Here is a 20,526-nt window from a genome sequence, read left to right as displayed (position 1 = left end):
TCGTCGGGCTCATAACCCGAAGGTCGTAGGTTCAAATCCTGCTCCCGCAATAAGGCTCGGTAGCTCAGTTGGTAGAGCAATGGATTGAAGCTCCATGTGTCGGCGGTTCGATTCCGTCTCGCGCCATTTAAATATTTTGGAAGGGTAGCGAAGAGGCTAAACGCGGCGGACTGTAAATCCGCTCCTTCGGGTTCGGGGGTTCGAATCCCTCCCCTTCCATAGTTACGGGCATAGTTTAAAGGTAGAACTAAGGTCTCCAAAACCTTCAGTGTGGGTTCAATTCCTACTGCCCGTGTTAGTTAAATTATGGCGGGTGTGGTGAAGTGGTTAACACATCAGATTGTGGCTCTGACATTCGGGGGTTCGATTCCCCTCACTCGCCTATTTATATTATTGGGGTATAGCCAAGCGGTAAGGCAAGGGACTTTGACTCCCTCATGCGTTGGTTCGAATCCAGCTACCCCAGTTATACTTTGCCGGCGTGGCGGAATTGGCAGACGCGCTGGACTCAAAATCCAGTGTCCGCAAGGACGTGCCGGTTCGACCCCGGCCGCCGGTATAGTTGAAAAGACAAGGTTTATAAGCCTTGTCTTTTTTCTTTATTTATAAAAATTTTAGTAAAAATAGGTCTATACCATTTACAAATTGTTTTGAAAGGTTTATAATGTAATTGACATAATAAATAGTAGATTATTTCTTAAGGGGGTTATCATTATGCCTAAGTATATTAAAGCTGATCAATTTTTCTATCCACATGGTATTCGTCGTGGAGGTTATTTGGAACTTATTGATGGTAAGTTTGGTAAGCATGTTGAAGAGATTTCTGAGGATGCTGAAATTTTAGATTATTCTGGTTACAGCATTGCACCGGGTCTAGTTGATACTCACATTCATGGTTTTGGTGGTGTGGATGTCATGGATAATAATATTGAAGGGACTCTTCATACGATGAGTGAAGGTCTTCTTAGCACAGGTGTTACTAGTTTCCTACCAACTACACTAACTTCATCATACGAACAATTGCTAGCTGTTACTGAAAACATTGGTGCACGCTATCAAGAAGCATCTGGTGCTAAGATTCGTGGTATCTATTTTGAAGGGCCATACTTTACTGAGGAATTTAAAGGAGCTCAAAACCCTGCTTACATGAAAGATCCACGTATGGATGAGTTCCGCGCTTGGCAGAAGGCTGCTAATGGTCTTCTTAATAAAATTGCTCTTGCACCTGAACGTGATGGGGTTGAGGACTTTGTACGTACTATTACTGGTGAAGGTGTAACTGTTGCTCTGGGTCACTCTAATGCTACATTTGATGAAGCTAAAAAAGCTGTTGATACCGGGGCTAGTGTTTGGGTTCATGCCTATAATGGAATGCGTGGCTTAACACACCGCGAACTTGGAATGGTTGGTGCAATGTATGAGTTACCACACACTTATGCAGAATTGATTTGTGATGGTCATCACGTGGATCCTAAGGCTTGCGAAATTCTTCTTAAACAAAAAGGGACTGAAAATATTGCTCTTATCACTGACTGTATGACAGCAGGTGGTTTGCAAGATGGTGATTATATGTTAGGTGAATTTCCAGTTGTAGTTGCAAATGGGACTGCTCGCCTTAAATCTACAGGTAACTTGGCAGGTTCCATTCTCAAACTTAAGGACGGTCTCAAAAATGTGGTTGAGTGGGGAATTGCAAATCCTCATGAAGCAGTTATGATGGCTAGTCTGAATCCAGCTAAATCAGTTCATATCGATGACGTCTGTGGACAAATTCGTGAAGGCTACGATGCAGACTTTATCGTACTAGATAAAGATTTGGAATTAGTAGCAACTTATCTAGACGGTGAAAAACGTTATCAAGCATAATTTCTAAAGAAGAAACTTGTTTAGTTTCTTCTTTTTTAAAATAAATTTGTTATTTCTTTCACAAACCACTTGATTTTTTCAATGAAAAGGCTTACAATTATGATATAAACAATACAAATAAAAAAGCGGAGGATTGCTTATGAAAGCTTATACTTACGTTAAACCAGGCCTTGCGTCATTTGTTGATGTAGACAAACCAGTTATTCGCAAGCCAACAGATGCTATTGTGCGTATCGTTAAGACTACTATTTGTGGTACAGACCTTCATATTATTAAAGGGGATGTTCCTGCTTGTAAGAGTGGGACTATCCTAGGACATGAAGGAATTGGTATTGTAGAGGAAGTCGGAGCAGGAGTTTCAAACTTCAAAAAGGGTGATAAGGTTTTGATTTCTTGCGTTTGTGCATGTGGCAAGTGTTACTATTGTAAAAAAGGAATCTATGCTCACTGTGAAGACGAAGGGGGTTGGATTTTTGGGCATTTGATCGACGGTATGCAAGCAGAATATCTTCGTGTGCCCCATGCTGACAATACTCTTTATCATACTCCAGCTGACTTGTCTGATGAAGCTTTGGTTATGTTATCTGATATCTTGCCAACTGGCTATGAAATTGGTGTCTTAAAAGGGAAAGTTGAGCCTGGTTGTAGTGTAGCTATCGTTGGTTCAGGGCCAGTCGGATTGGCAGCTCTTTTGACGGCACAATTCTATTCACCAGCTAAATTGATTATGGTGGACCTAGACGATAACCGCTTGGATACTGCAGTTTCTTTCGGTGCTACTCATAAGATTAATTCTTCAGATCCTGAAAAGGCAATTCAAGAAATTTATGATTTGACAGATGGTCGAGGTGTGGATGTTGCTATAGAAGCTGTTGGTATTCCTGCAACGTTTGATCTCTGCCAAAAGATTATTGGTGTAGACGGAACAGTAGCCAACTGTGGTGTGCATGGTAAACCAGTTCAGTTTGATTTGGACACTCTTTGGATTCGGAACATTAACGTAACTACTGGATTGGTTTCTACCAATACAACTCCTCAGCTTTTGAAAGCCTTAGAAAGTCATAAAATTGAACCAGAAAAATTGGTAACTCATTATTTCAAACTTAGTGAAATAGAAAAGGCCTATGAAGTATTTAGTAAGGCCGCCGATCATCATGCGATTAAAGTGATCATTGAAAACGATATTTCAGAAGGTTAATCTTGTTTTTAAATCCAGTTATTCGTTTTAGAATAGCTGGATTTTTTGAAAATGTTATATAATTCGTGAAAATGAGCAAAATTCTTTCATTGTTCTCAAAATTTCGCTATAATATACGGTACAAAGGAAGTTAAACTATGTATCGAGTTATAAAAATGTACGGAGATTTTGAACCGTGGTGGTTTATAGAAGGCTGGGAAGACGACGTCATTGCGAGCAAAAAATTTGATAACTATTATGACGCCTTGAAATATTATAAGTCTTGTTGGTTTGAGTTAGAAAAGGAGATTCCCCTTTACAAAAGTAGAGGAGATTTGATGACTATTTTTTGGGATCCAGAAGATAAACGCTGGTGTGAAGAATGCGATGAATTTCTTCAGCAATATCATTCCTTGGCTTTGTTGGAAGATGGTCAAGTCATTCCTGATGAAAAATTTAGACCTGGTTACGAAAAGCAGACTGGTTTAGAAATCCACCGTACTTGTCGCATAAAAAAAGAAGAAACAACTTTTTAATGAAGTTGTTTCTTCTTTTTTTATATTTTCTTCGAATAATAAGAATGAGGAGGAAGATATGGTACAAACACTTGCACAAGAATTGATTACACTGGCCAAAAAACAGGGAGCTCAGGACATCTATTTTGTTCCTAAAGAAAAGATTTATGAGCTACATATGCGAGTTGGAGATGAGAGACATTTGATTAACACCTATGACTTTGAAAAGTTGGGGGCTGTCATTAGTCATTTTAAGTTTATTGCGGGGATGAACGTTGGAGAAAAACGCCGTAGTCAGCTTGGTTCCTGTGATTATCAGCATGGAGACAAGGTTTCTTCATTACGTTTATCGACGGTGGGAGATTATCGTGGTCATGAGAGTCTAGTAATCCGGCTTTTGCATGATCAAGAACAAGAGTTGCGCTTCTGGTTTCAGGACCTTATAGAACTGGAAAAGGGCTTTAGGCAACGCGGGCTTTATCTTTTTGCAGGCCCCGTAGGAAGTGGTAAAACTACTTTGATGCATGAATTAGCCAAGTCATTGTTTAAGGGACAACAGGTCATGTCTATTGAAGATCCGGTTGAGATTAAGCAAGAAGCAATGCTACAATTACAGCTCAATGAAGCTATCGGACTTAGCTATGAGAACTTGATCAAACTTTCCCTACGACATCGTCCAGATCTTTTAATCATTGGAGAAATTCGAGATAGTGAAACAGCTCGTGCTGTTGTACGAGCTAGTCTGACAGGTACCACGGTATTCTCGACCATCCATGCCAAGAGTGTTCGTGGGGTTTATGAGCGCCTCTTAGAACTTGGTGTTAGTGAAGATGAACTTGCAGTTGTTTTACAAGGTGTTTGTTACCAGAGACTAATCGCGGGAGGAGGAATTATTGATTTTGCAAATGGAAATTATCAAGAACACCAGGCAGAAAAGTGGAATGGACAAATTGACCAGCTTCTTAAAGACGGACATATCACTGCCCTCCAAGCTGAAACGGAGAAAATTAGCTACCAGTAAGCAGAAGAAAATCATCACTCTCTTTAACAATTTATTTTCCAGTGGTTTTCATCTGGTAGAAATCATTTCCTTTCTAGATAGAAGTCTCTTGTTGGAAAAGGAATATGTATCGCAGATGCGACTAGGACTCTCACAGGGAAAATCCTTCTCGGAAATGATGGGGATTTTAGGTTTTTCAAGTTCAATTGTCACGCAACTTTCCTTGGCTGAAGTTCATGGGAATCTTCATTTGAGTTTAGGGAAAATTGAGGAGTATCTAGATAATCTTGCTAAGGTCAAGAAAAAGTTAATCGAAGTTGCGACCTATCCAATCATTTTGTTAGCTTTCTTACTGCTCATTATGTTGGGGTTGCGAAATTATCTCTTGCCTCAACTGGATAGTAGTAATATAGCTACTTTAGTGATTAGCAACTTACCACAGATTTTTCTTGGGCTTGCTCTAGCGTTAAGTCTTGCATCTTTAACAGGATTGATTTTTTACAGAAAATCTAGGAAGATACAAGTCTTTTCTTTTCTAGCTAGAATCCCCTTTCTAGGTGTGTTTGTTCAGTATTATCTAACTGCCTATTATGCTCGAGAATGGGGAAATATGATTGGACAGGGTTTAGAATTGTCGCAGATTTTTCAGATGATGCAGGAACAAGGAAATCTTCTTTTTAGGGAAATCGGACATGATTTATCCCTGTCCTTGCAAAATGGGCAGGAATTTTCGAAAGTTGTGCAAAATTATCCTTTCTTTAGAAGAGAGTTGGGTTTAATCATTGAATACGGAGAGGTCAAATCCAAACTGGGAAGCGAATTGGGAATATATGCGGAAAAAACTTGGGAGGCATTTTTTACCCGAGTCAATCGTACCATGAATCTAGTTCAACCGCTGGTTTTTATTTTTGTAGCCCTGCTAATCGTTTTATTGTACGCAGCCATGTTGCTGCCCATGTATCAAAATATGGAGGTAAATTTTTAGATGAAAAAGATGATGATGAAATTAAAAGAAGCTAAGGTAAAAGCTTTTACACTGGTAGAAATGTTGGTGGTATTGCTTATCATTAGCGTCCTACTCTTACTGTTTGTGCCAAATCTTACTAAGCAAAAGGATGCAGTCAATGATAAGGGGAAAGCAGCTGTCGTCAAGGTGGTAGAAAGCCAAGCTGAACTCTATAGTCTGGATAAAAATGAAGATGCTAGTCTAAGCAAATTACAGGCAGATGGACGTATCACTGCTGAGCAAGCAAAAGCTTACAAAGAGTATCATGATAAACAAAAGACAAGTCAAACAGTTGCGGATTAGGGCTTTTACCATGCTAGAAAGTCTATTGGTTTTAGGGATAGTCAGCATTTTGGCTTTGGGTTTGTCAAGTTCAGTTCAATCCACTTTTGCGGCGGTGGAAGAGCAAATTTTCTTTATGGAGTTTGAGGAACTTTATCGAGAAACCCAGAAACGAAGTCTGGCTAGTCAACAAAAGATGAATTTAATGTTAGAAGAGAGGAGCATTAGTAATGGTTATCAAAAGTTAGCCATTCCTAAAGGGATTCAGCTTCAGTCACATCAGTCAATAACATTTGATAAGGCTGGAGGTAGTTCCTATCTGGTTAGCATCAGATTTCAAACAAGGAAAGAAGTAGTTCGCTATCGACTAAATATAGGAAATGGAAAGATTAAACGTATTCAAGAAGCAAAAAATTAAGGCGGTTATTTTACTGGAAGCAGTGATTTCACTAGCCATTTTTGCCAGTATTGCAACCCTCTTGCTAGGGCAGATTCAAGAAAGTAGACGACAGGAAGCAAGACTCATAGAACAGGAAGAAGTTTTGCGTGTGGCTCGTATGGCTTTGCAGACTGGACAAAAGCAGTTGACTGTCAATGGTCTTACGGTTCACGTTGTCTCGAATGAGCGAGGTTTGGAGGTGTATCATGGAACTGAAAAATTACTGGCGATTGAGGAAAAGTAAAGCTAGAGCTTTTACACTTTTAGAATCTCTCGTAGCCCTAGTCGTTATTAGTGGGAGCCTGCTTCTTTTTCAATCTATGAGCCGACTCTTGGTTTCAGAGGTTCGCTACCAGCAGAGAAGTGAGCAAAAAGAGTGGCTTTTATTTGTGGATCAACTGGAAACAGAGCTTAACCAATCCCATTATCAAAAAGTGGAAAACAATCGTATTTATCTGAAACAAGATGGCAAACCCATTTCCATGGGAAAATCAAAGTCAGATGATTTTCGGAAAACAGATGCTAGTGGACGTGGCTATCAACCCATGGTCTACGGTCTGAAATCAGCACATATTTACCAAAAAGGGCAAAATGTTCATTTCAATTTTCAGTTTGAAAAGGGACTAGAGAGGGAGTTTATCTATCGTGTGGAAAAAGAAAAAAGTTAGAGCTGGAGTTCTCCTTTACGCTGTCACTATTGCTGGAATTTTTAGTCTCTTGTTACAGTTTTATCTGAATCGGCAAGTAGCTCATCATCAGGATTATGCACTGAACAAAGAAAAACTTCTTGCATTTGCAATTGCTAAGAGAACCTATGAAAGAGCTAGTTCTGAGAGTGGTCAGCAGTCATTTAATGCAGGAAAGGCAACTTATCGTAATGACCAAAAGGGATTTATAGCGATTGTTGACACAGGAAAAAATAAGTTTGAATTTCACTTTTCTCCTTTAAAAAAGACCGGTCAAAAGTCTGAGAAAACAGAAAACAAGTCAAAAGAAGAACCGGTAAAAAATGAGGCCACCGAAACATCTAAAGTTGCTCCTTCTAAGAATGATAAGACATAGATTATCAGATTTGTGAAATCTAGTTTAAGTGGTGATGTTGGACTCAGTGGGTTAAGACGAGGTTTTTGTCTGAAATCATGCTATAATAGATACATATGGAGGACGGAATATGTCAGGTGTAAAATTGTATCTAGTACGTCATGGGAAAACAATGTTTAATACAATCGGTCGTGCTCAAGGTTGGAGTGATACTCCTCTAACAGCTGAGGGAGAACGAGGCATTCATGAATTGGGGATTGGTTTGCGGGAGTCAGGTTTAACCTTTGAACGTGCTTATTCAAGCGATTCTGGGCGGACCATTCAGACAATGGGAATTATCCTTGAAGAACTTGATTTGACAGGGCAAATTCCTTATCGCATGGATAAGCGAATTCGTGAATGGTGCTTTGGTAGTTTTGATGGTGCTTATGATGGAGATCTTTTTATGGGTATCATCCCTCGAATCTTTAATGTCGATCATGTGCATCGTTTGTCCTATGCGGAACTAGCTGAAGGTCTGGTAGAAGTGGATACAGCAGGCTGGGCTGAAGGCTGGGAAAAACTAAGCGGTCGTATTTGGGAAGGTTTTGAAGCCATTGCCAAGGAAATGGAAGCTAATGGAGGTGGAAACGCTCTGGTAGTTAGCCATGGAATGACAATCGGAACCATTGTCTATCTAATCAACGGAATGCATCCACATGGTCTTGATAATGGAAGTGTGACGATTCTAGAGTACCAGGATGGTCAGTTCTCAGTTGAGATTGTTGGGAACCGTAGCTACCGTGAAATTGGTCGAGCTAAGTTAGAAGAGCAAGCTAGTTCAGAGCAATAAACATTCTCTACAAAGGCAGAAGATTTTTTTAAATGATTTAATAGAATGCTGATGTCGTCATTGCACAAGCTTGCGAGAGCTGAGTGCTTTGACAATAGCATTCTTTTTTGTTAGAATAGCATCAACATGAAAGCATAAGAAGGGACTGACAGAGCTGTCGTTCCCTTTTGTCTATCTTATAAGGGGGAAATATGCTGTTTCAGAAAATAAAAGCCTATAAATGGCAGGCTCTAGCTTCCTTAATTATGACAGGTCTAATGGTAACGAGTTCACTCTTGCAACCACGTTATTTGCAGAAAGTTTTAGAGTCACTGCTAACAGGTGATAATGAAGCTATTTATCATATTGGTTTTTGGTTAATTCTTGTTGCCTTGATTGGTTTGATTGCAGGTGGCATCAATGTTGTGCTAGCCGCCTACATTGCTCAAGGAGTCTCGTCAGACTTACGGGAAGATGCCTTTCGTAAGATTCAAACTTTTTCATACGCCAATATTGAGGAATTTAACGCAGGGAATCTTGTTGTTCGTATGACCAATGACATCAACCAGATTCAAAACGTAGTCATGATGACCTTCCAAATTCTCTTTCGACTACCACTTTTGTTTATCGGTTCCTTTATTCTAGCAGTTGTCACCCTACCTTCTCTATGGTGGGTGCTGGTTCTCATGGTCGTTCTGATTGTTGTCATAATGGGTTTTATGATGGGAGTGGTGGGACCACGCTTTTCAAAGTTCCAGACCTTACTAGAGCGTATCAATGCCATTGCTAAAGAAAATTTGCGTGGTGTGCGCGTGGTTAAGTCTTTTGTCAGAGAAAAAGATCAGTTTGATAAGTTTACGCAGGTGTCAGATGAATTGTTGGGAGAAAACCTTTATATCGGTTATGCCTTTTCTGTTATGCAACCTGCAATGATGTTGATTTCTTACGGAGCTGTTTTTCTCTCAATCTGGCTTGTAGCAGGTATGGCAGAGTCAGATCCATCAGTAGTTGGTTCCATTGCTTCCTTTGTGAACTATCTGAGTCAGATTATCTTTACTATCGTTATGGTTGGATTTTTGGGGAATTCAGTCACTCGTGCCATGATTTCCCTCCGTCGTATTCGCGAAATCCTTGATACAGAACCGGCTATGACCTTCAAGGATGTGGAAGATGAAGAATTGGAAGGAAGTCTCAGTTTTGAAAATGTAACCTTCACCTATCCAAACGATGAAGAACCTATCCTAAAAGATGTATCTTTCGATATTGCAGCTGGTGAGATGGTTGGGGTTGTCGGAGCAACTGGTGCAGGTAAATCAACCTTGGCTCAGTTGATTCCACGACTGTTTGATCCTCAACAAGGTTCTATCAAGATTGGAGGAAAGGACATTCGTACAGTTAGTGAAGGGACGCTTCGCAAGACTGTCTCTATCGTCCTACAAAGAGCCATTCTCTTTAGTGGAACCATCGCAGATAATCTCAGACAAGGAAAGGGAGATGCGACAGTTTCAGAAATGGAACGCGCAGCTCGTATTGCACAAGCTAGTGAATTTATCAGTCGCATGGACTTGGCTTTTGAAAGTCCGGTCGAGGAACGTGGAACTAACTTTTCTGGTGGACAAAAACAAAGAATGTCCATTGCGCGTGGGATTGTCAGCAATCCTCGTATCTTGATTTTCGATGATTCAACTTCTGCCCTTGATGCCAAGTCAGAGCGTTTGGTCCAAGAAGCTCTCAACAAAGATTTGAAGGGGACGACTACGATTATCATCGCACAAAAGATTAGCTCTGTTGTGCATGCTGATAAAATTTTAGTGCTTGACCAAGGGCGCTTGATTGGTCAAGGTAAACATGCTGACTTGGTTGCAACAAACCCAGTTTATCGTGAAATTTATGAAACGCAAAAAGGAAAGGAGGAGTAGGATGAAGACATTTGAATTTTTTTGGAACTATTTTAAAGTTTACAAGATATCCTTTATCGTTGTCATTGCTATGATTATCATTGCAACGGTAGCACAAGCCCTCTTTCCAGTGTTTGCAGGTCAAACAGTAACGGAACTAGCTAATTTGGTTATAGCCTATCAAAATGGAAATCCAGATATGGTTTGGCAAAGTCTCTTGGGACTCCTAATCAATCTTGCCTATATTTTGATTGTTTTAGTAGTTTCTAGTCTCATCTATATGGTCTTGATGAGCCGCATTATTGCCGAATCTACAAATGAGATGCGTAAGGGACTGTTTGGCAAGCTTTCTCGCTTGACTGTTTCTTTCTTTGACCGCCATCAAGATGGGGATATTCTGTCTCGTTTTACCAGTGATTTGGATAATATTCTCCAAGCTTTTAATGAAAGTCTTGTGTCTGTCATGACCAATATTGCCCTTTACATTGGCTTGCTGATTGTCATGTTCGCAAAAAATGTCACCTTGGCTTTAATCACAATTGCCAGCACTCCGATAGCTGTTATCATGGTCTTCTTTATCTTAAAGCTGGCGCGGAAATATACTAATCTCCAACAAAAAGAGGTTGGCAAGCTCAATGCTTATATGGATGAGAGTATCTCTGGACAAAAAGCCGTTATTGTTCAAGGCATTCAAGAAGATGTGATTGCTGGTTTTGTTGAGCAGAATGAACGGGTTCGAAAAGCCACTTTCAAGGGAAGAATGTTTTCAGGAATCCTATTCCCTGTCATGAACGGGATGAGCTTGGTCAATACAGCAGTAGTTATTTTTGTTGGTTCAGCTGTCTTACTGAATGATCAGAACATCGAGACAGCAACTGCTCTGGGTTTGATTGTCATGTTTACCCAGTTTTCTCAGCAGTATTACCAGCCCATTATCCAATTAGCGGCGAGCTGGGGAAGTTTGCAACTAGCCTTTACAGGTGCAGACCGTATCCAAGAAATGTTTGATGCAGAGGAAGAAATTCGTCCTCAAGATGCTCCAGTCTTTAGCGAATTAAAAGAAGGTGTGGAGATTCGTAACGTAGACTTCTCCTACCTTCCAGGAAAACCCATTTTGAAAGATGTTAGCATTTCAGCTCCAAAAGGGAAAATGATTGCGGTGGTTGGTCCGACAGGTTCAGGGAAAACAACCATCATGAACTTGATCAATCGTTTTTATGATGTGGATGCAGGCAGTATCAGCTTTGATGGTAGAGATATCCGAGAATTTGACTTGGATAGTTTGCGAAGCAAGGTGGGAATTGTTCTACAGGATTCTGTTTTGTTTAGTGGAACTATTCGGGACAATATTCGATTTGGTGTGCCAGATGCCAGTCAGGAAATGGTCGAAGCAGCAGCCAAGGCCACGCATATCCATGAATATATCGAAAGTCTACCAGACAAGTATGATACATTGATTGATGATGACCAAAGTGTCTTCTCGACCGGTCAGAAGCAGTTGATTTCTATTGCTCGTACCTTGATGACAGATCCACAGGTCTTAATCTTGGATGAGGCAACATCAAACGTTGATACTGTAACAGAAAGTAAGATTCAAAATGCCATGGAGGCAATTGTAGCTGGAAGAACGAGTTTTGTAATTGCTCACCGCTTAAAAACCATTCTCAATGCCGATCAGATTATTGTCCTTAAGGATGGTGAGGTTATCGAACAAGGAAATCATCACGAATTACTGAAACTTGGAGGCTTTTACTCCGAACTTTATCACAATCAATTTGTCTTTGAATAATACTCTTCGAAAATCTCTTCAAACCACGTCAGCGTCCCCTTGCCGTATATGTGTTACTGACTTCGTCAGTTCTATCCACAACCTCAAAACTGTGTTTTGAGCAACCTGCGACTAGCTTCCTAGTTTGCTCTTTGATTTTCATTGAGTATAAGCAAAAAAGTTGTCCTAATTTTGGGCAACTTTTTCTGATAAAAAAATTTTATCACGGACTTAAAAAATACATATTAGACAGGAGTGGGCAAGGATGATAAGATAAGATTATCAATAGAAAAGGAAAGGAAATCAGTGATGGCAAGAACAGTTGTTGGAGTAGCGGCAAATCTATGTCCTGTAGACGCAGAAGGAAAAAACATCCACTCATCTGTATCCTGTAAATTTGCTGAAAGTATTCGTCAGGTTGGCGGACTTCCTTTGGTCATTCCGGTTGGTGATGAGACACTTGTCCATGACTATGTAGAAATGATTGATAAGCTCATCTTGACTGGGGGACAAAATGTTCATCCTCAGTTTTATGGTGAGGAAAAAACAATTGATAGCGACGACTATAACCTAGCTCGCGACGAGTTTGAGCTAGCTCTTCTACAAGAAGCCTTGCGTCAGAACAAACCAATCTTAGCCATTTGCCGTGGCGTTCAGCTTGTCAACGTTGCTTTTGGTGGGACACTCAATCAGGATATTGAAGGTCATTGGCAAGGTCTACCTTTTGGGACTTCACATTCTATTGAGACAGTGGATGGCAGTGTAGTGTCTAAATTATTTGGTAAAGAAAGTCAGGTTAACTCAGTACATCGTCAGAGTATTAAAGACTTGGCACCCAATTTCCGCGTGACGGCTGTGGATCCACGTGATCAAACTGTTGAAGCAATCGAATCTATTGATGAGCACCGTATTATTGGTCTCCAGTGGCATCCAGAATTCTTGGTCAATGAAGAAGATGGCAACTTAGAATTATTTGAGTATTTATTGAATGAATTATAACGACTGGAAACCTAGTCGTTTTTTTGTCTTATTTCGTTCAAATTTTAATATTGTAACATTTTTTACGCAAATGTTTAAATTATGATAAAATTTGGAAAAATTCAGTATAAAAACTTGAAAAAATCTAAGGTAAGGGTTATGATAGAAGAGAAGAAATTTTGGAGGAATATTATGTCACATATTAAATTTGATTATTCAAAAGTATTAGATAAATTTGTTGCACCACATGAACTAGATTATATGCAGCCTCAAGTGACTGTAGCAGATTCTGCTCTGCGAAATGGTACAGGTCCTGGGGCAGAAATGACTGGCTGGTTGAACTTACCTGAAGAATATGACAAAGATGAATTTGCTCGTATTCAAAAGGCTGCTGCTAAAATCCAATCTGATAGTGAGGTATTGATCGTAATCGGTATTGGTGGTTCCTATTTAGGAGCTCGTGCAGCTATTGATTTCTTGAATAATTCATTTGTAAACTTGCAAAGAAAGGAAGAACGCAAGGCACCTCAGATCCTCTATGCTGGAAACTCTATCTCTTCAAGCTATTTGGCTGATTTGGTAGACTATGTATCAGACAAAGATTTCTCAGTAAACGTGATTTCTAAATCAGGTACAACAACTGAACCGGCTATTGCTTTCCGTGTCTTCAAAGAACTCTTGGTTAAGAAGTACGGTCAAGAAGAAGCTAACCAACGTATCTACGCAACTACAGACCGCGCTAAAGGTGCAGTTAAGGTTGAAGCAGATGCTAATGGCTGGGATACTTTTGTAGTGCCTGATAGTGTAGGTGGTCGTTTTACAGTATTGACAGCAGTGGGGCTCTTGCCAATCGCAGCTGCAGGAGCTGATATCAGCAAGTTAATGGAAGGAGCAAATGCTGCTCGCAAGGCTTATGCTTCTGATAAGTTGGCTGAAAATGAAGCATATCAATATGCAGTTGTACGCAATATCTTGTACCGTAAAGGTTATCTGACAGAAGTTCTAGCTAACTATGAACCATCTCTGCAATACTTCTCTGAGTGGTGGAAGCAACTGGCTGGTGAGTCAGAAGGGAAAGACCAAAAAGGGATTTATCCAACTTCAGCTAACTTCTCAACAGACTTGCACTCTCTGGGACAATTTATCCAGGAAGGTACCCGTATCCTCTTTGAAACAGTTATCCGTGTAGATAAACCTCGCAAAAATGTGCTGATTCCTGAATTGGCAGAAGACTTGGACGGTCTTGGCTACTTGCAAGGAAAAGATGTTGACTTTGTCAATAAAAAAGCTACAGATGGAGTGCTGTTAGCACACACTGATGGTGGAGTTCCAAATATGTTTGTGACACTGCCTGAGCAAGATGAGTTCACTTTGGGCTACACTATTTACTTCTTTGAGTTGGCTATTGCTCTTTCTGGCTACCTGAATGGTATCAATCCATTTGACCAGCCTGGAGTTGAAGCTTATAAGAAAAACATGTTTGCTCTTCTTGGGAAACCAGGCTTTGAAGAGCTGGGTGCTGAGTTGAATGCACGCCTTTGATTCTCATATGCTTTGAGTTCATTTAGAATATAAAAAGATCCACAAGTTCATTTCTTGTGGATTTTTAGTACAAGCCTCTTAATTAGTTTATTATTTTTTTTAAAAGTGTAAAAAAGAGTGTCTTAATTCTTTTATGAAAGCGCTGTATAATTGCCTTGTAAATAAAATTTGAGAGGTATCAAAATGAATGATTGGTTAAACATAAAAGGCAAAACAGTTCTTGTGACTGGCGCGTCATCTGGGATCGGTAAGGCAATCGTTGAAGAATTGCTGGAATTAGGAGTCAATGTAGCGAATTTTGATCTTAGCGACAACGATTTGCGTCACCCGAATCTATTATTTGTAAAAGTTGATGTAACTTCTCGCTCTGAAGTAGAAGAGGGTGTTGCCAAAATAGTTGAAAGATTTGGCAATATTGATGCGGTAGTCAATAATGCAGGGATTAATGTTCCCAGATTATTAATTGATGCAGAAAATCCTAAAGGTCCTTACGAGTTAGACGATGAAACGTTTGAAAAAGTAACAATGATTAATCAAAAAGGTTTGTATTTGGTTAGTCAGGCAGTAGGACGTATTTTAGTGAAAAATGGAAAAGGTGTAATTGTGAACATGGCTTCAGAAGCAGGCTTGGAAGGTTCTGAAGGACAAAGTGCCTATGCTGCAACAAAAGCAGCAGTCTATAGTTACACTCGTTCATGGGCGAAAGAGCTGGGTAAGCATGGTGTACGTGTGGTTGGAATTGCTCCAGGAATTATGGAAGCTACGGGACTTCGAACTCTTTCTTATGAGGAAGCTCTTGCTTATACCCGTGGAAAGACGGTAGAAGATATTCGAGCTGGTTATGCTTCAACTTCAACAACTCCTTTGGGACGAAGTGGTAAACTACGGGAAGTAGCTGATCTTGTAGCATTCTATATTTCAGACCGTTCTAGCTATATAACTGGAGTCACTACAAATATTGCTGGAGGGAAAACTCGCGGTTAAAAAAATGAAGGTGAGGAAGAGAATTGACCTTAGTAAATCGATGGTATAACATTTTAGAAAAAATGGTCTCACAGCCAACTTATTCCTTGGTAGATATGCGCTCAGAGCTGGATATTAGTATGCAAACCTTGCAAAAGAGTATCCAACAATTAAATGATGTTTTGGCTCCTAATATCCAGATTATCTCACAAGATGATAAGTTAATGTTAGAAGTGTATGACTATACAGAGTTGGAAAGGATTTTATCTGGTAGTTTAAAACAGGAGAGTGACTTCAATTCTTCCAGTAAAAGAATTGCCTATTTACTAAAACGTTTAATTAAGTCAAACTCCCCTCTTCTTATTGACGACTTGGCTGAGGAAGCAGGTGTTAGTAGAAGTACCCTTAATAAGGATTTAAAACAAGTAAAATCTTTGGCAGAGAGTTACTCTATCACTATTTCAGGAAAGCCCAACCGTGGGCTGGAGGTCTTGGGGGACGAGCTGAATTTGCGCTTGCTCTATATTCACCAAGTGGCCCCTTACTTTGAAGGAAGGACACTCACCGAGGCAACATCTTCTTTTCTGGAGACGCTACTCCAGGAGTATAAAATCCCGAAAGAAACAAAGGAACTCCTTCGAAAGACCATTTCAATTATGGTGGAGCGTATTCATGCATTTAGGGTGTTGAGTTGCCCTATTCCTTACTATAGGAATGATTTAACAGAGACACCTTTGGTTGAAAAATTAATCTATCATATTGAGATGACTTATAAGATTTCCCTCAGTCAGTTTGAGATAGACTTTTTATGTTTTCCGTTTAATATCCGTTTTATTGACACTTTAAGCAAGCCGTCTTATCAATCTGAACAGCTTGCAAACATTTTTCAAGGGATTGTCAAGAAAGTCAAAGAAACAATGTTGGTTAACTTTGATGATGAAGAATTATTTGAAGAAATCAAGTCTCATCTAGGCCCCTTAATCAATCGACTGATTTTCCATGTGCAAGCTAATGATATATTCCATGGCGAGGTTCAAACTCAATATCCTTTTGCTTTTGAAATGGCGAAAATTGCTGGAGAAGAACTATCTGCAATTTTTGGTTCTGAATTGGAATTATCTGAAATCGGATATCTGGCTTTGTATTTTGAAATGATTTTAAGAAAGCAAAACTCTGTTGTAAATGGTTCTCGCAAGCAGATAGCTGTAGTTTGCACAACAGGAAGAGGAACTGCTGCGATGATTATTCAGCAACTCAGACGAATCCTTGGAAATGATGTAGACATTACTCAGTATTCTGAAGAGGATTTTAATCTGGATTTGAATCAGGACTATTTCGCGATTTTTACGACAGTTCCTCTAAAATATAAAGATTCTAAATCTCCAGTCATTCAAGTTAATCATCTTTTTGATGATCAATGGCTGCAGGAAGAATGGCAGAGGGCCAATGCTTTTCATCAAAAAAATCTAGAAACAGTCAGCTTACGTTTTCTTCGGTTGAGTCCCCAAAAAACCTATCAGCAATACTTGCTAAATATGGTTGCAGAGTTAGAGAAACTTCAGATGATTGATGAAGGTTTTAGAAATCGGATAATTGATAGGGATAAAAAACAATCAACCATTTTTGGTGGAGGAATTGCCTTCCCCCATACAATTAACCAGGGTTATGCAAAGACTATTTTAATGTTTGGAAAGCTAGAAGAGCCCTATCAAAAAGGAGATGATTGGATTGAATTTATCTTTCTAGTCGCCATTCCCTCAGAAATTGAAAGCAAAATGGAGAGTGAATTGCTGGAATTGTATGACGACATTTTTCGAATTGCAGGAGAGCCTTCTCTAAAAGAAGCATTGAGGGCTGTAGAAACAGAGACAGAGTTTCTATCATTTTCTAAGAGCAAAGGAGTATTTTAATGAATTCGCTAATAATTTTCGCTGTATTTATCATGGCAGCTTATATATTTCAAATGTTCCTCGGCTGGCAGCAACTCAAAGACTTCAATAAGACCTATACGATGCTCCGAAGACTGGGGCGCGTAGCGATTGGCAGGAAGTCCGGAAGAATCAAATCCGGTACGATTGTCATGTTCGCGGTTGATGAAAACGGTCGGGTTCTTAAAGCTAGCAAAATGCAAGGAGTCACAATCTTAGCACGTTTTCAAAATATGGACGATTATGTTGGAGAAGACATCCATTATTTTGACAAGTATAATCCTCTTGTGAGAAAAGAAAATAAGTTGATGCAATCAGCCATAGAAGATGCTAGAAAAGTCTATCTTTGGCATGAGGCAGGTATTGAGAAAGAGACAAGTTCATCTGATTCTTTTCTGGGATTCGGCTTTTATGCGAATTACTTACAATTATCTATTAAACAGTTATTTAAAAAAAATAAGAAAGGGAGTTCCTTATGAATCACATTACAAATTTTGCAGAGAGTTTTATGAAACTCTTCCAATTAGGTGGAGAAACCTTTATTAGCTGGATGACAAATATTGTACCGCTTGTCTTAATGCTATTGATTGCAATGAATACCCTTATCGCTTTCTTGGGAGAAGAGAAGGTCAATTCCCTGGCTAAGATTTCTGCCAAAAATCCTGTTAGCCGGTATATGATTTTACCTTTCATTTCAGCCTTTATGCTGGGGAATCCGATGGCAATCAGTATGGGACGTTTCTTACCAGAATATTATAAACCTAGTTTTGTAGCAGCTCAGATGCAGTTCTGCCACACTTCAAATGGTGTATTTCCGCATATCAATCCTGGGGAATTGTTTGTATGGATGGGAATTGCAACAGGAATTCAAACTTTAGGTTTAAGTCAAATGGACTTAGCCATTCGTTACATGCTTGTTGGGCTTGTCATGAACTTTGTAGGCGGTTGGGTGACCGATTTTACAACTGCTTATGTAGCAAAACAGCAAGGTGTTACCTTGAGTAAAACATTTGATTGATAGAAAGAGTGAAATTATGTCATATAAGAGTATAAAAGTTGTTAAAGGAAATGGCGGTTTCGGAGGACCTTTGGTCATTACACCTAGTGAAGCTAAGCATAAATTCATCTATATCACTGGCGGAGGAGAAAAGCCAGATATTGTAGATAAAATTGCTGATTTGACCGGTATGGAAGCTGTTAATGGGTTTAAAACTTCTATCCCAGATGAGGAAATTGCTTTAGCAATCGTGGATTGTGGCGGTACTCTTCGCTGTGGTATTTATCCTAAAAAGGGGATCCCTACAATAAATATTGTAGCTACAGGGAAAAGTGGGCCTCTAGCTCAATATATAACCGAGGAAATCTATGTGTCAGCAGTTGGCCTTAATCAAATTTCTGCTGCTAATGAAGACGAAAAAGCGACAACTGTGGTAACAGAAAAGCCAACTTACGATACTAGTAAAAAAATTACAGAGCAAAAAGCTGAAACAAGTATTGTAGCAAGAATTGGGATGGGCGCTGGGAAGGTCGTTGCGACTTTCAACCAGGCTGCTCGTGAAGCCATCCAAACAATGCTCAACACGATCATTCCTTTCATGGCCTTTGTTTCCTTGCTGATTGGGGTTATTCAAGGATCTGGTGTTGGAAATTGGCTGGCAAAATTAATGGTTCCCCTAGCGGGGAACATCTGGGGACTCGTTTTAATTGGCTTTATCTGTTCCTTACCATTCCTATCTCCTTTGTTAGGTCCCGGAGCTGTTATTAGTCAGATTATTGGAACTTTAATTGGAGTCGAAATCGGAAAAGGGACTATTCCGCCCCAAATGGCTCTGCCAGCTTTATTTGCTATCAACACTCAAAACGGTTGTGATTTCATTCCTGTAGCACTCGGCCTATCTGAAGCCAAGGCTGAAACAGTTGAGGTTGGTGTCCCTTCGGTACTTTATTCACGCTTTCTCAATGGTGTTCCGCGAGTGCTAGTTGCTTGGATAGCTAGTATTGGTCTTTATCAGTAGACCTTTGATAGATGCCTGAAAACAGAGAACTATTATGTTAAACTTATCTATAAGCCTAAGTTTATGACAAATTAGAGAAAGTATGAATAGAAATCAGATGAAGAAAATTTTTGAAACTAAAGTAATTCAAGTAGGGTCTGAAGCTCAGAATATGATTCAAGATGCCAATATGCTCATTTTATTTGGAGAAGAAGCACCAGAAGATTTATCAGAGTATTGTTTTAAGATTGATAACAAAAATCTGCTAGGTTCAATACTAGAAGGTGGCAAGCTGGTGGTAGATAATCAGGAATATTCGATTAGTTCCGTAGGAAATGTAGTAGAAAAAAATTTAACTGGACTGGGACATATCACGATTTCTTTTGATGGTTCAAAAGAGGGGAGCCTTCCTGGTACACTCCATGTTGTAGCAGAGCAAGCGGTAGTAATTGAGAAAGGTTCTACTATTCAGATTTTTGAAACTGCTTGACCATAATAAAATTTCAAATCAAGCAACTTAGAAAAATAAAAGTCTAAAAAATTGATTCAGAGCCTGGACAAAAAGTCCAGGCTTCTCGGTCTAAATTAGAAAAAATAGATGACGCAGTGGTTGATTGGCAAGTCAATCAAACTAGCCAGTCAGTGTAAGGGAATTTCCAGCAGATGCATCCACAAGGGGTGCTTGAACAGAAGGGAAAGACCAAAAAGGTATCTACCCAACTTCAGCTAACTTCTCAACAGACTTGCACTCATTGGGTCAATTTATCCAAGAAGGAACTCGTATCATGTTTGAAACAGTTGTCCGCGTTGACAAACCTCGTAAGAACGTGATCATCCCTACTTTGGAAGAAGATCTTGATGGACTTGGTTACCTTCAAGGAAAAGACGTTGACTTTGTAAACAAAAAAGCTACTGATGGTGTTCTTCTTGCCCACACAGATGGTGACGTGCCAAACATGTACGTGACTCTTCCTGAGCAAGATGCCTTCACTCTTGGTTACACGATCTACTTCTTCGAATTGGCAATTGCCCTTTCAGGTTACTTGAATGCCATCAACCCATTTGACCAACCAGGTGTTGAAGCCTACAAACGTAACATGTTTGCCCTTCTTGGTAAACCAGGATTTGAAGAATTGAGCAAAGAACTCAACGCTCGTCTATAATAGAATAAAAAAGAGTGGTTTTCCACTCTCAGAACGAAGACAAACGTCATTTTTGGTGTTTGTCTTTTTCTGTTTTCAAAAATATTTTGTCTCATCATCTGATATTCCATTCAAAAATCGAATTTAGAACAAAATAAAAAGGGATATTCTCTATC

Annotated in this window: 21 protein-coding genes, 6 tRNA genes and 1 pseudogene; all 28 read left to right on the top strand. The window is 39.6% G+C overall.

Going from position 1 to position 20,526, the window contains the following annotated elements:
* Positions 1 to 53 precede the first annotated feature (53 nt).
* Positions 54 to 126: transfer RNA gene (locus GEZ89_RS08645), tRNA-Phe, on the top strand.
* 12 nt (positions 127 to 138) lie between these two features.
* Positions 139 to 219 (top strand) — tRNA-Tyr (locus tag GEZ89_RS08640).
* Positions 220 to 224: 5 nt separating this feature from the next.
* Positions 225 to 295: transfer RNA gene (locus GEZ89_RS08635), tRNA-Trp, on the top strand.
* 14 nt (positions 296 to 309) lie between these two features.
* Positions 310 to 382: transfer RNA gene (locus tag GEZ89_RS08630), tRNA-His, on the top strand.
* A 12-nt stretch (positions 383 to 394) separates the two neighbouring features.
* Positions 395 to 466 (top strand) — tRNA-Gln (locus GEZ89_RS08625).
* A 9-nt stretch (positions 467 to 475) separates the two neighbouring features.
* Positions 476 to 559: transfer RNA gene (locus GEZ89_RS08620), tRNA-Leu, on the top strand.
* A 155-nt stretch (positions 560 to 714) separates the two neighbouring features.
* Positions 715 to 1,866: an N-acetylglucosamine-6-phosphate deacetylase gene (gene nagA, locus GEZ89_RS08615; protein ID WP_153225712.1), complete on the top strand. Its 1,152-nt coding sequence runs from the start codon at positions 715 to 717 to the stop codon at positions 1,864 to 1,866.
* Between the two features lie 139 nt (positions 1,867 to 2,005).
* Entirely contained in the window at positions 2,006 to 3,064 is a 1,059-nt protein-coding gene (locus GEZ89_RS08610) for a zinc-dependent alcohol dehydrogenase family protein (RefSeq protein WP_000649456.1), read from the top strand.
* 137 nt (positions 3,065 to 3,201) lie between these two features.
* A complete protein-coding gene (locus GEZ89_RS08605; protein ID WP_007555701.1) occupies positions 3,202 to 3,579 on the top strand; it encodes a DUF1033 family protein in 378 nt (125 codons plus the stop codon).
* A gap of 58 nt (positions 3,580 to 3,637) precedes the next feature.
* Positions 3,638 to 4,579: a competence type IV pilus ATPase ComGA gene (gene comGA, locus GEZ89_RS08600; protein WP_153225711.1), complete on the top strand. Its 942-nt coding sequence runs from the start codon at positions 3,638 to 3,640 to the stop codon at positions 4,577 to 4,579.
* Positions 4,500 to 5,543, top strand: coding sequence for a competence type IV pilus assembly protein ComGB (gene comGB, locus GEZ89_RS08595; RefSeq protein WP_153225710.1), 1,044 nt, complete (start codon positions 4,500 to 4,502; stop codon positions 5,541 to 5,543). The genes comGA and comGB overlap by 80 nt, the downstream gene beginning before the upstream one ends.
* Entirely contained in the window at positions 5,544 to 5,867 is a 324-nt protein-coding gene (comGC, locus tag GEZ89_RS08590; protein ID WP_075230214.1) for a competence type IV pilus major pilin ComGC, read from the top strand. It abuts the gene before it with no gap.
* Positions 5,830 to 6,264, top strand: coding sequence for a competence type IV pilus minor pilin ComGD (gene comGD, locus GEZ89_RS08585; protein ID WP_075230215.1), 435 nt, complete (start codon positions 5,830 to 5,832; stop codon positions 6,262 to 6,264). The genes comGC and comGD overlap by 38 nt, the downstream gene beginning before the upstream one ends.
* Complete coding sequence (gene comGE, locus GEZ89_RS08580) at positions 6,227 to 6,529, top strand: competence type IV pilus minor pilin ComGE (protein WP_075230216.1); 303 nt, start codon at positions 6,227 to 6,229, stop codon at positions 6,527 to 6,529. The genes comGD and comGE overlap by 38 nt, the downstream gene beginning before the upstream one ends.
* Entirely contained in the window at positions 6,492 to 6,953 is a 462-nt protein-coding gene (gene comGF, locus GEZ89_RS08575; RefSeq protein WP_153225709.1) for a competence type IV pilus minor pilin ComGF, read from the top strand. The genes comGE and comGF overlap by 38 nt, the downstream gene beginning before the upstream one ends.
* The gene (gene comGG / locus GEZ89_RS08570; protein WP_322741504.1) at positions 6,931 to 7,347 is read left to right on the top strand and encodes a competence type IV pilus minor pilin ComGG; all 417 of its coding nucleotides are present in this window, start codon (positions 6,931 to 6,933) and stop codon (positions 7,345 to 7,347) included. Before comGF ends, comGG begins: the two co-directional genes overlap by 23 nt.
* A gap of 109 nt (positions 7,348 to 7,456) precedes the next feature.
* Positions 7,457 to 8,158 carry a histidine phosphatase family protein gene (locus GEZ89_RS08565; RefSeq protein WP_153225708.1) on the top strand — a complete coding sequence of 234 codons (702 nt, stop codon included), beginning with the start codon at positions 7,457 to 7,459 and terminating at the stop codon, positions 8,156 to 8,158.
* Between the two features lie 191 nt (positions 8,159 to 8,349).
* Positions 8,350 to 10,056: an ABC transporter ATP-binding protein gene (locus tag GEZ89_RS08560; protein WP_153225707.1), complete on the top strand. Its 1,707-nt coding sequence runs from the start codon at positions 8,350 to 8,352 to the stop codon at positions 10,054 to 10,056.
* Position 10,057: 1 nt separating this feature from the next.
* Positions 10,058 to 11,824, top strand: a complete 1,767-nt coding sequence (locus GEZ89_RS08555; RefSeq protein WP_153225706.1) for an ABC transporter ATP-binding protein — start codon at positions 10,058 to 10,060, stop codon at positions 11,822 to 11,824.
* A gap of 288 nt (positions 11,825 to 12,112) precedes the next feature.
* The gene (locus GEZ89_RS08550; RefSeq protein ID WP_153225705.1) at positions 12,113 to 12,802 is read left to right on the top strand and encodes a gamma-glutamyl-gamma-aminobutyrate hydrolase family protein; all 690 of its coding nucleotides are present in this window, start codon (positions 12,113 to 12,115) and stop codon (positions 12,800 to 12,802) included.
* 171 nt (positions 12,803 to 12,973) lie between these two features.
* Positions 12,974 to 14,323 (top strand): glucose-6-phosphate isomerase, encoded by a 1,350-nt coding sequence (locus GEZ89_RS08545; protein ID WP_153225704.1) that lies wholly within the window; start codon positions 12,974 to 12,976, stop codon positions 14,321 to 14,323.
* Positions 14,324 to 14,506: 183 nt separating this feature from the next.
* On the top strand, positions 14,507 to 15,307 hold the full coding sequence (locus tag GEZ89_RS08540) for an SDR family oxidoreductase (protein WP_038804195.1): 801 nt from the start codon (positions 14,507 to 14,509) through the stop codon (positions 15,305 to 15,307).
* 62 nt (positions 15,308 to 15,369) lie between these two features.
* Complete coding sequence (locus GEZ89_RS08535) at positions 15,370 to 17,196, top strand: BglG family transcription antiterminator (RefSeq protein WP_153225713.1); 1,827 nt, start codon at positions 15,370 to 15,372, stop codon at positions 17,194 to 17,196.
* Positions 17,196 to 17,693 (top strand): transcriptional regulator GutM, encoded by a 498-nt coding sequence (locus GEZ89_RS08530; protein WP_153225703.1) that lies wholly within the window; start codon positions 17,196 to 17,198, stop codon positions 17,691 to 17,693. The genes GEZ89_RS08535 and GEZ89_RS08530 overlap by 1 nt, the downstream gene beginning before the upstream one ends.
* Complete coding sequence (locus tag GEZ89_RS08525; protein WP_023024625.1) at positions 17,690 to 18,232, top strand: PTS glucitol/sorbitol transporter subunit IIC; 543 nt, start codon at positions 17,690 to 17,692, stop codon at positions 18,230 to 18,232. The genes GEZ89_RS08530 and GEZ89_RS08525 overlap by 4 nt, the downstream gene beginning before the upstream one ends.
* Positions 18,233 to 18,248: 16 nt before the next feature.
* The gene (locus GEZ89_RS08520) at positions 18,249 to 19,229 is read left to right on the top strand and encodes a PTS glucitol/sorbitol transporter subunit IIB (protein ID WP_000120696.1); all 981 of its coding nucleotides are present in this window, start codon (positions 18,249 to 18,251) and stop codon (positions 19,227 to 19,229) included.
* 97 nt (positions 19,230 to 19,326) lie between these two features.
* On the top strand, positions 19,327 to 19,698 hold the full coding sequence (locus GEZ89_RS08515; RefSeq protein ID WP_049478985.1) for a PTS glucitol/sorbitol transporter subunit IIA: 372 nt from the start codon (positions 19,327 to 19,329) through the stop codon (positions 19,696 to 19,698).
* A gap of 196 nt (positions 19,699 to 19,894) precedes the next feature.
* Positions 19,895 to 20,371, top strand: a pseudogene (pgi, locus tag GEZ89_RS08510) (glucose-6-phosphate isomerase); the annotation flags it as partial.
* Positions 20,372 to 20,526 lie beyond the last annotated feature (155 nt).

Origin of the sequence: Streptococcus mitis (assembly GCF_009496285.1) — a bacterium.
Classification (GTDB): Bacteria; Bacillota; Bacilli; order Lactobacillales; family Streptococcaceae; genus Streptococcus; species Streptococcus mitis_BP.
This window is presented reverse-complemented; position numbering and strand designations above follow the sequence as displayed.

Bases quoted from the DNA above. Each gene is read 5' to 3' on its own strand.
- nagA (WP_153225712.1), top strand. From the start codon at position 715: ATGCCTAAGTATATTAAAGCTGATCAATTTTTCTATCCACATGGTATT.
- GEZ89_RS08610 (WP_000649456.1), top strand. From the start codon at position 2,006: ATGAAAGCTTATACTTACGTTAAACCAGGCCTTGCGTCATTTGTTGAT.
- GEZ89_RS08605 (WP_007555701.1), top strand. From the start codon at position 3,202: ATGTATCGAGTTATAAAAATGTACGGAGATTTTGAACCGTGGTGGTTT.
- comGA (WP_153225711.1), top strand. From the start codon at position 3,638: ATGGTACAAACACTTGCACAAGAATTGATTACACTGGCCAAAAAACAG.
- comGB (WP_153225710.1), top strand. From the start codon at position 4,500: ATGGACAAATTGACCAGCTTCTTAAAGACGGACATATCACTGCCCTCC.
- comGC (WP_075230214.1), top strand. From the start codon at position 5,544: ATGAAAAAGATGATGATGAAATTAAAAGAAGCTAAGGTAAAAGCTTTT.
- comGD (WP_075230215.1), top strand. From the start codon at position 5,830: ATGATAAACAAAAGACAAGTCAAACAGTTGCGGATTAGGGCTTTTACC.
- comGE (WP_075230216.1), top strand. From the start codon at position 6,227: ATGGAAAGATTAAACGTATTCAAGAAGCAAAAAATTAAGGCGGTTATT.
- comGF (WP_153225709.1), top strand. From the start codon at position 6,492: ATGGAACTGAAAAATTACTGGCGATTGAGGAAAAGTAAAGCTAGAGCT.
- GEZ89_RS08565 (WP_153225708.1), top strand. From the start codon at position 7,457: ATGTCAGGTGTAAAATTGTATCTAGTACGTCATGGGAAAACAATGTTT.
- GEZ89_RS08560 (WP_153225707.1), top strand. From the start codon at position 8,350: ATGCTGTTTCAGAAAATAAAAGCCTATAAATGGCAGGCTCTAGCTTCC.
- GEZ89_RS08555 (WP_153225706.1), top strand. From the start codon at position 10,058: ATGAAGACATTTGAATTTTTTTGGAACTATTTTAAAGTTTACAAGATA.
- GEZ89_RS08550 (WP_153225705.1), top strand. From the start codon at position 12,113: ATGGCAAGAACAGTTGTTGGAGTAGCGGCAAATCTATGTCCTGTAGAC.
- GEZ89_RS08545 (WP_153225704.1), top strand. From the start codon at position 12,974: ATGTCACATATTAAATTTGATTATTCAAAAGTATTAGATAAATTTGTT.
- GEZ89_RS08540 (WP_038804195.1), top strand. From the start codon at position 14,507: ATGAATGATTGGTTAAACATAAAAGGCAAAACAGTTCTTGTGACTGGC.
- GEZ89_RS08535 (WP_153225713.1), top strand. From the start codon at position 15,370: ATGGTCTCACAGCCAACTTATTCCTTGGTAGATATGCGCTCAGAGCTG.
- GEZ89_RS08530 (WP_153225703.1), top strand. From the start codon at position 17,196: ATGAATTCGCTAATAATTTTCGCTGTATTTATCATGGCAGCTTATATA.
- GEZ89_RS08525 (WP_023024625.1), top strand. From the start codon at position 17,690: ATGAATCACATTACAAATTTTGCAGAGAGTTTTATGAAACTCTTCCAA.
- GEZ89_RS08520 (WP_000120696.1), top strand. From the start codon at position 18,249: ATGTCATATAAGAGTATAAAAGTTGTTAAAGGAAATGGCGGTTTCGGA.
- GEZ89_RS08515 (WP_049478985.1), top strand. From the start codon at position 19,327: ATGAAGAAAATTTTTGAAACTAAAGTAATTCAAGTAGGGTCTGAAGCT.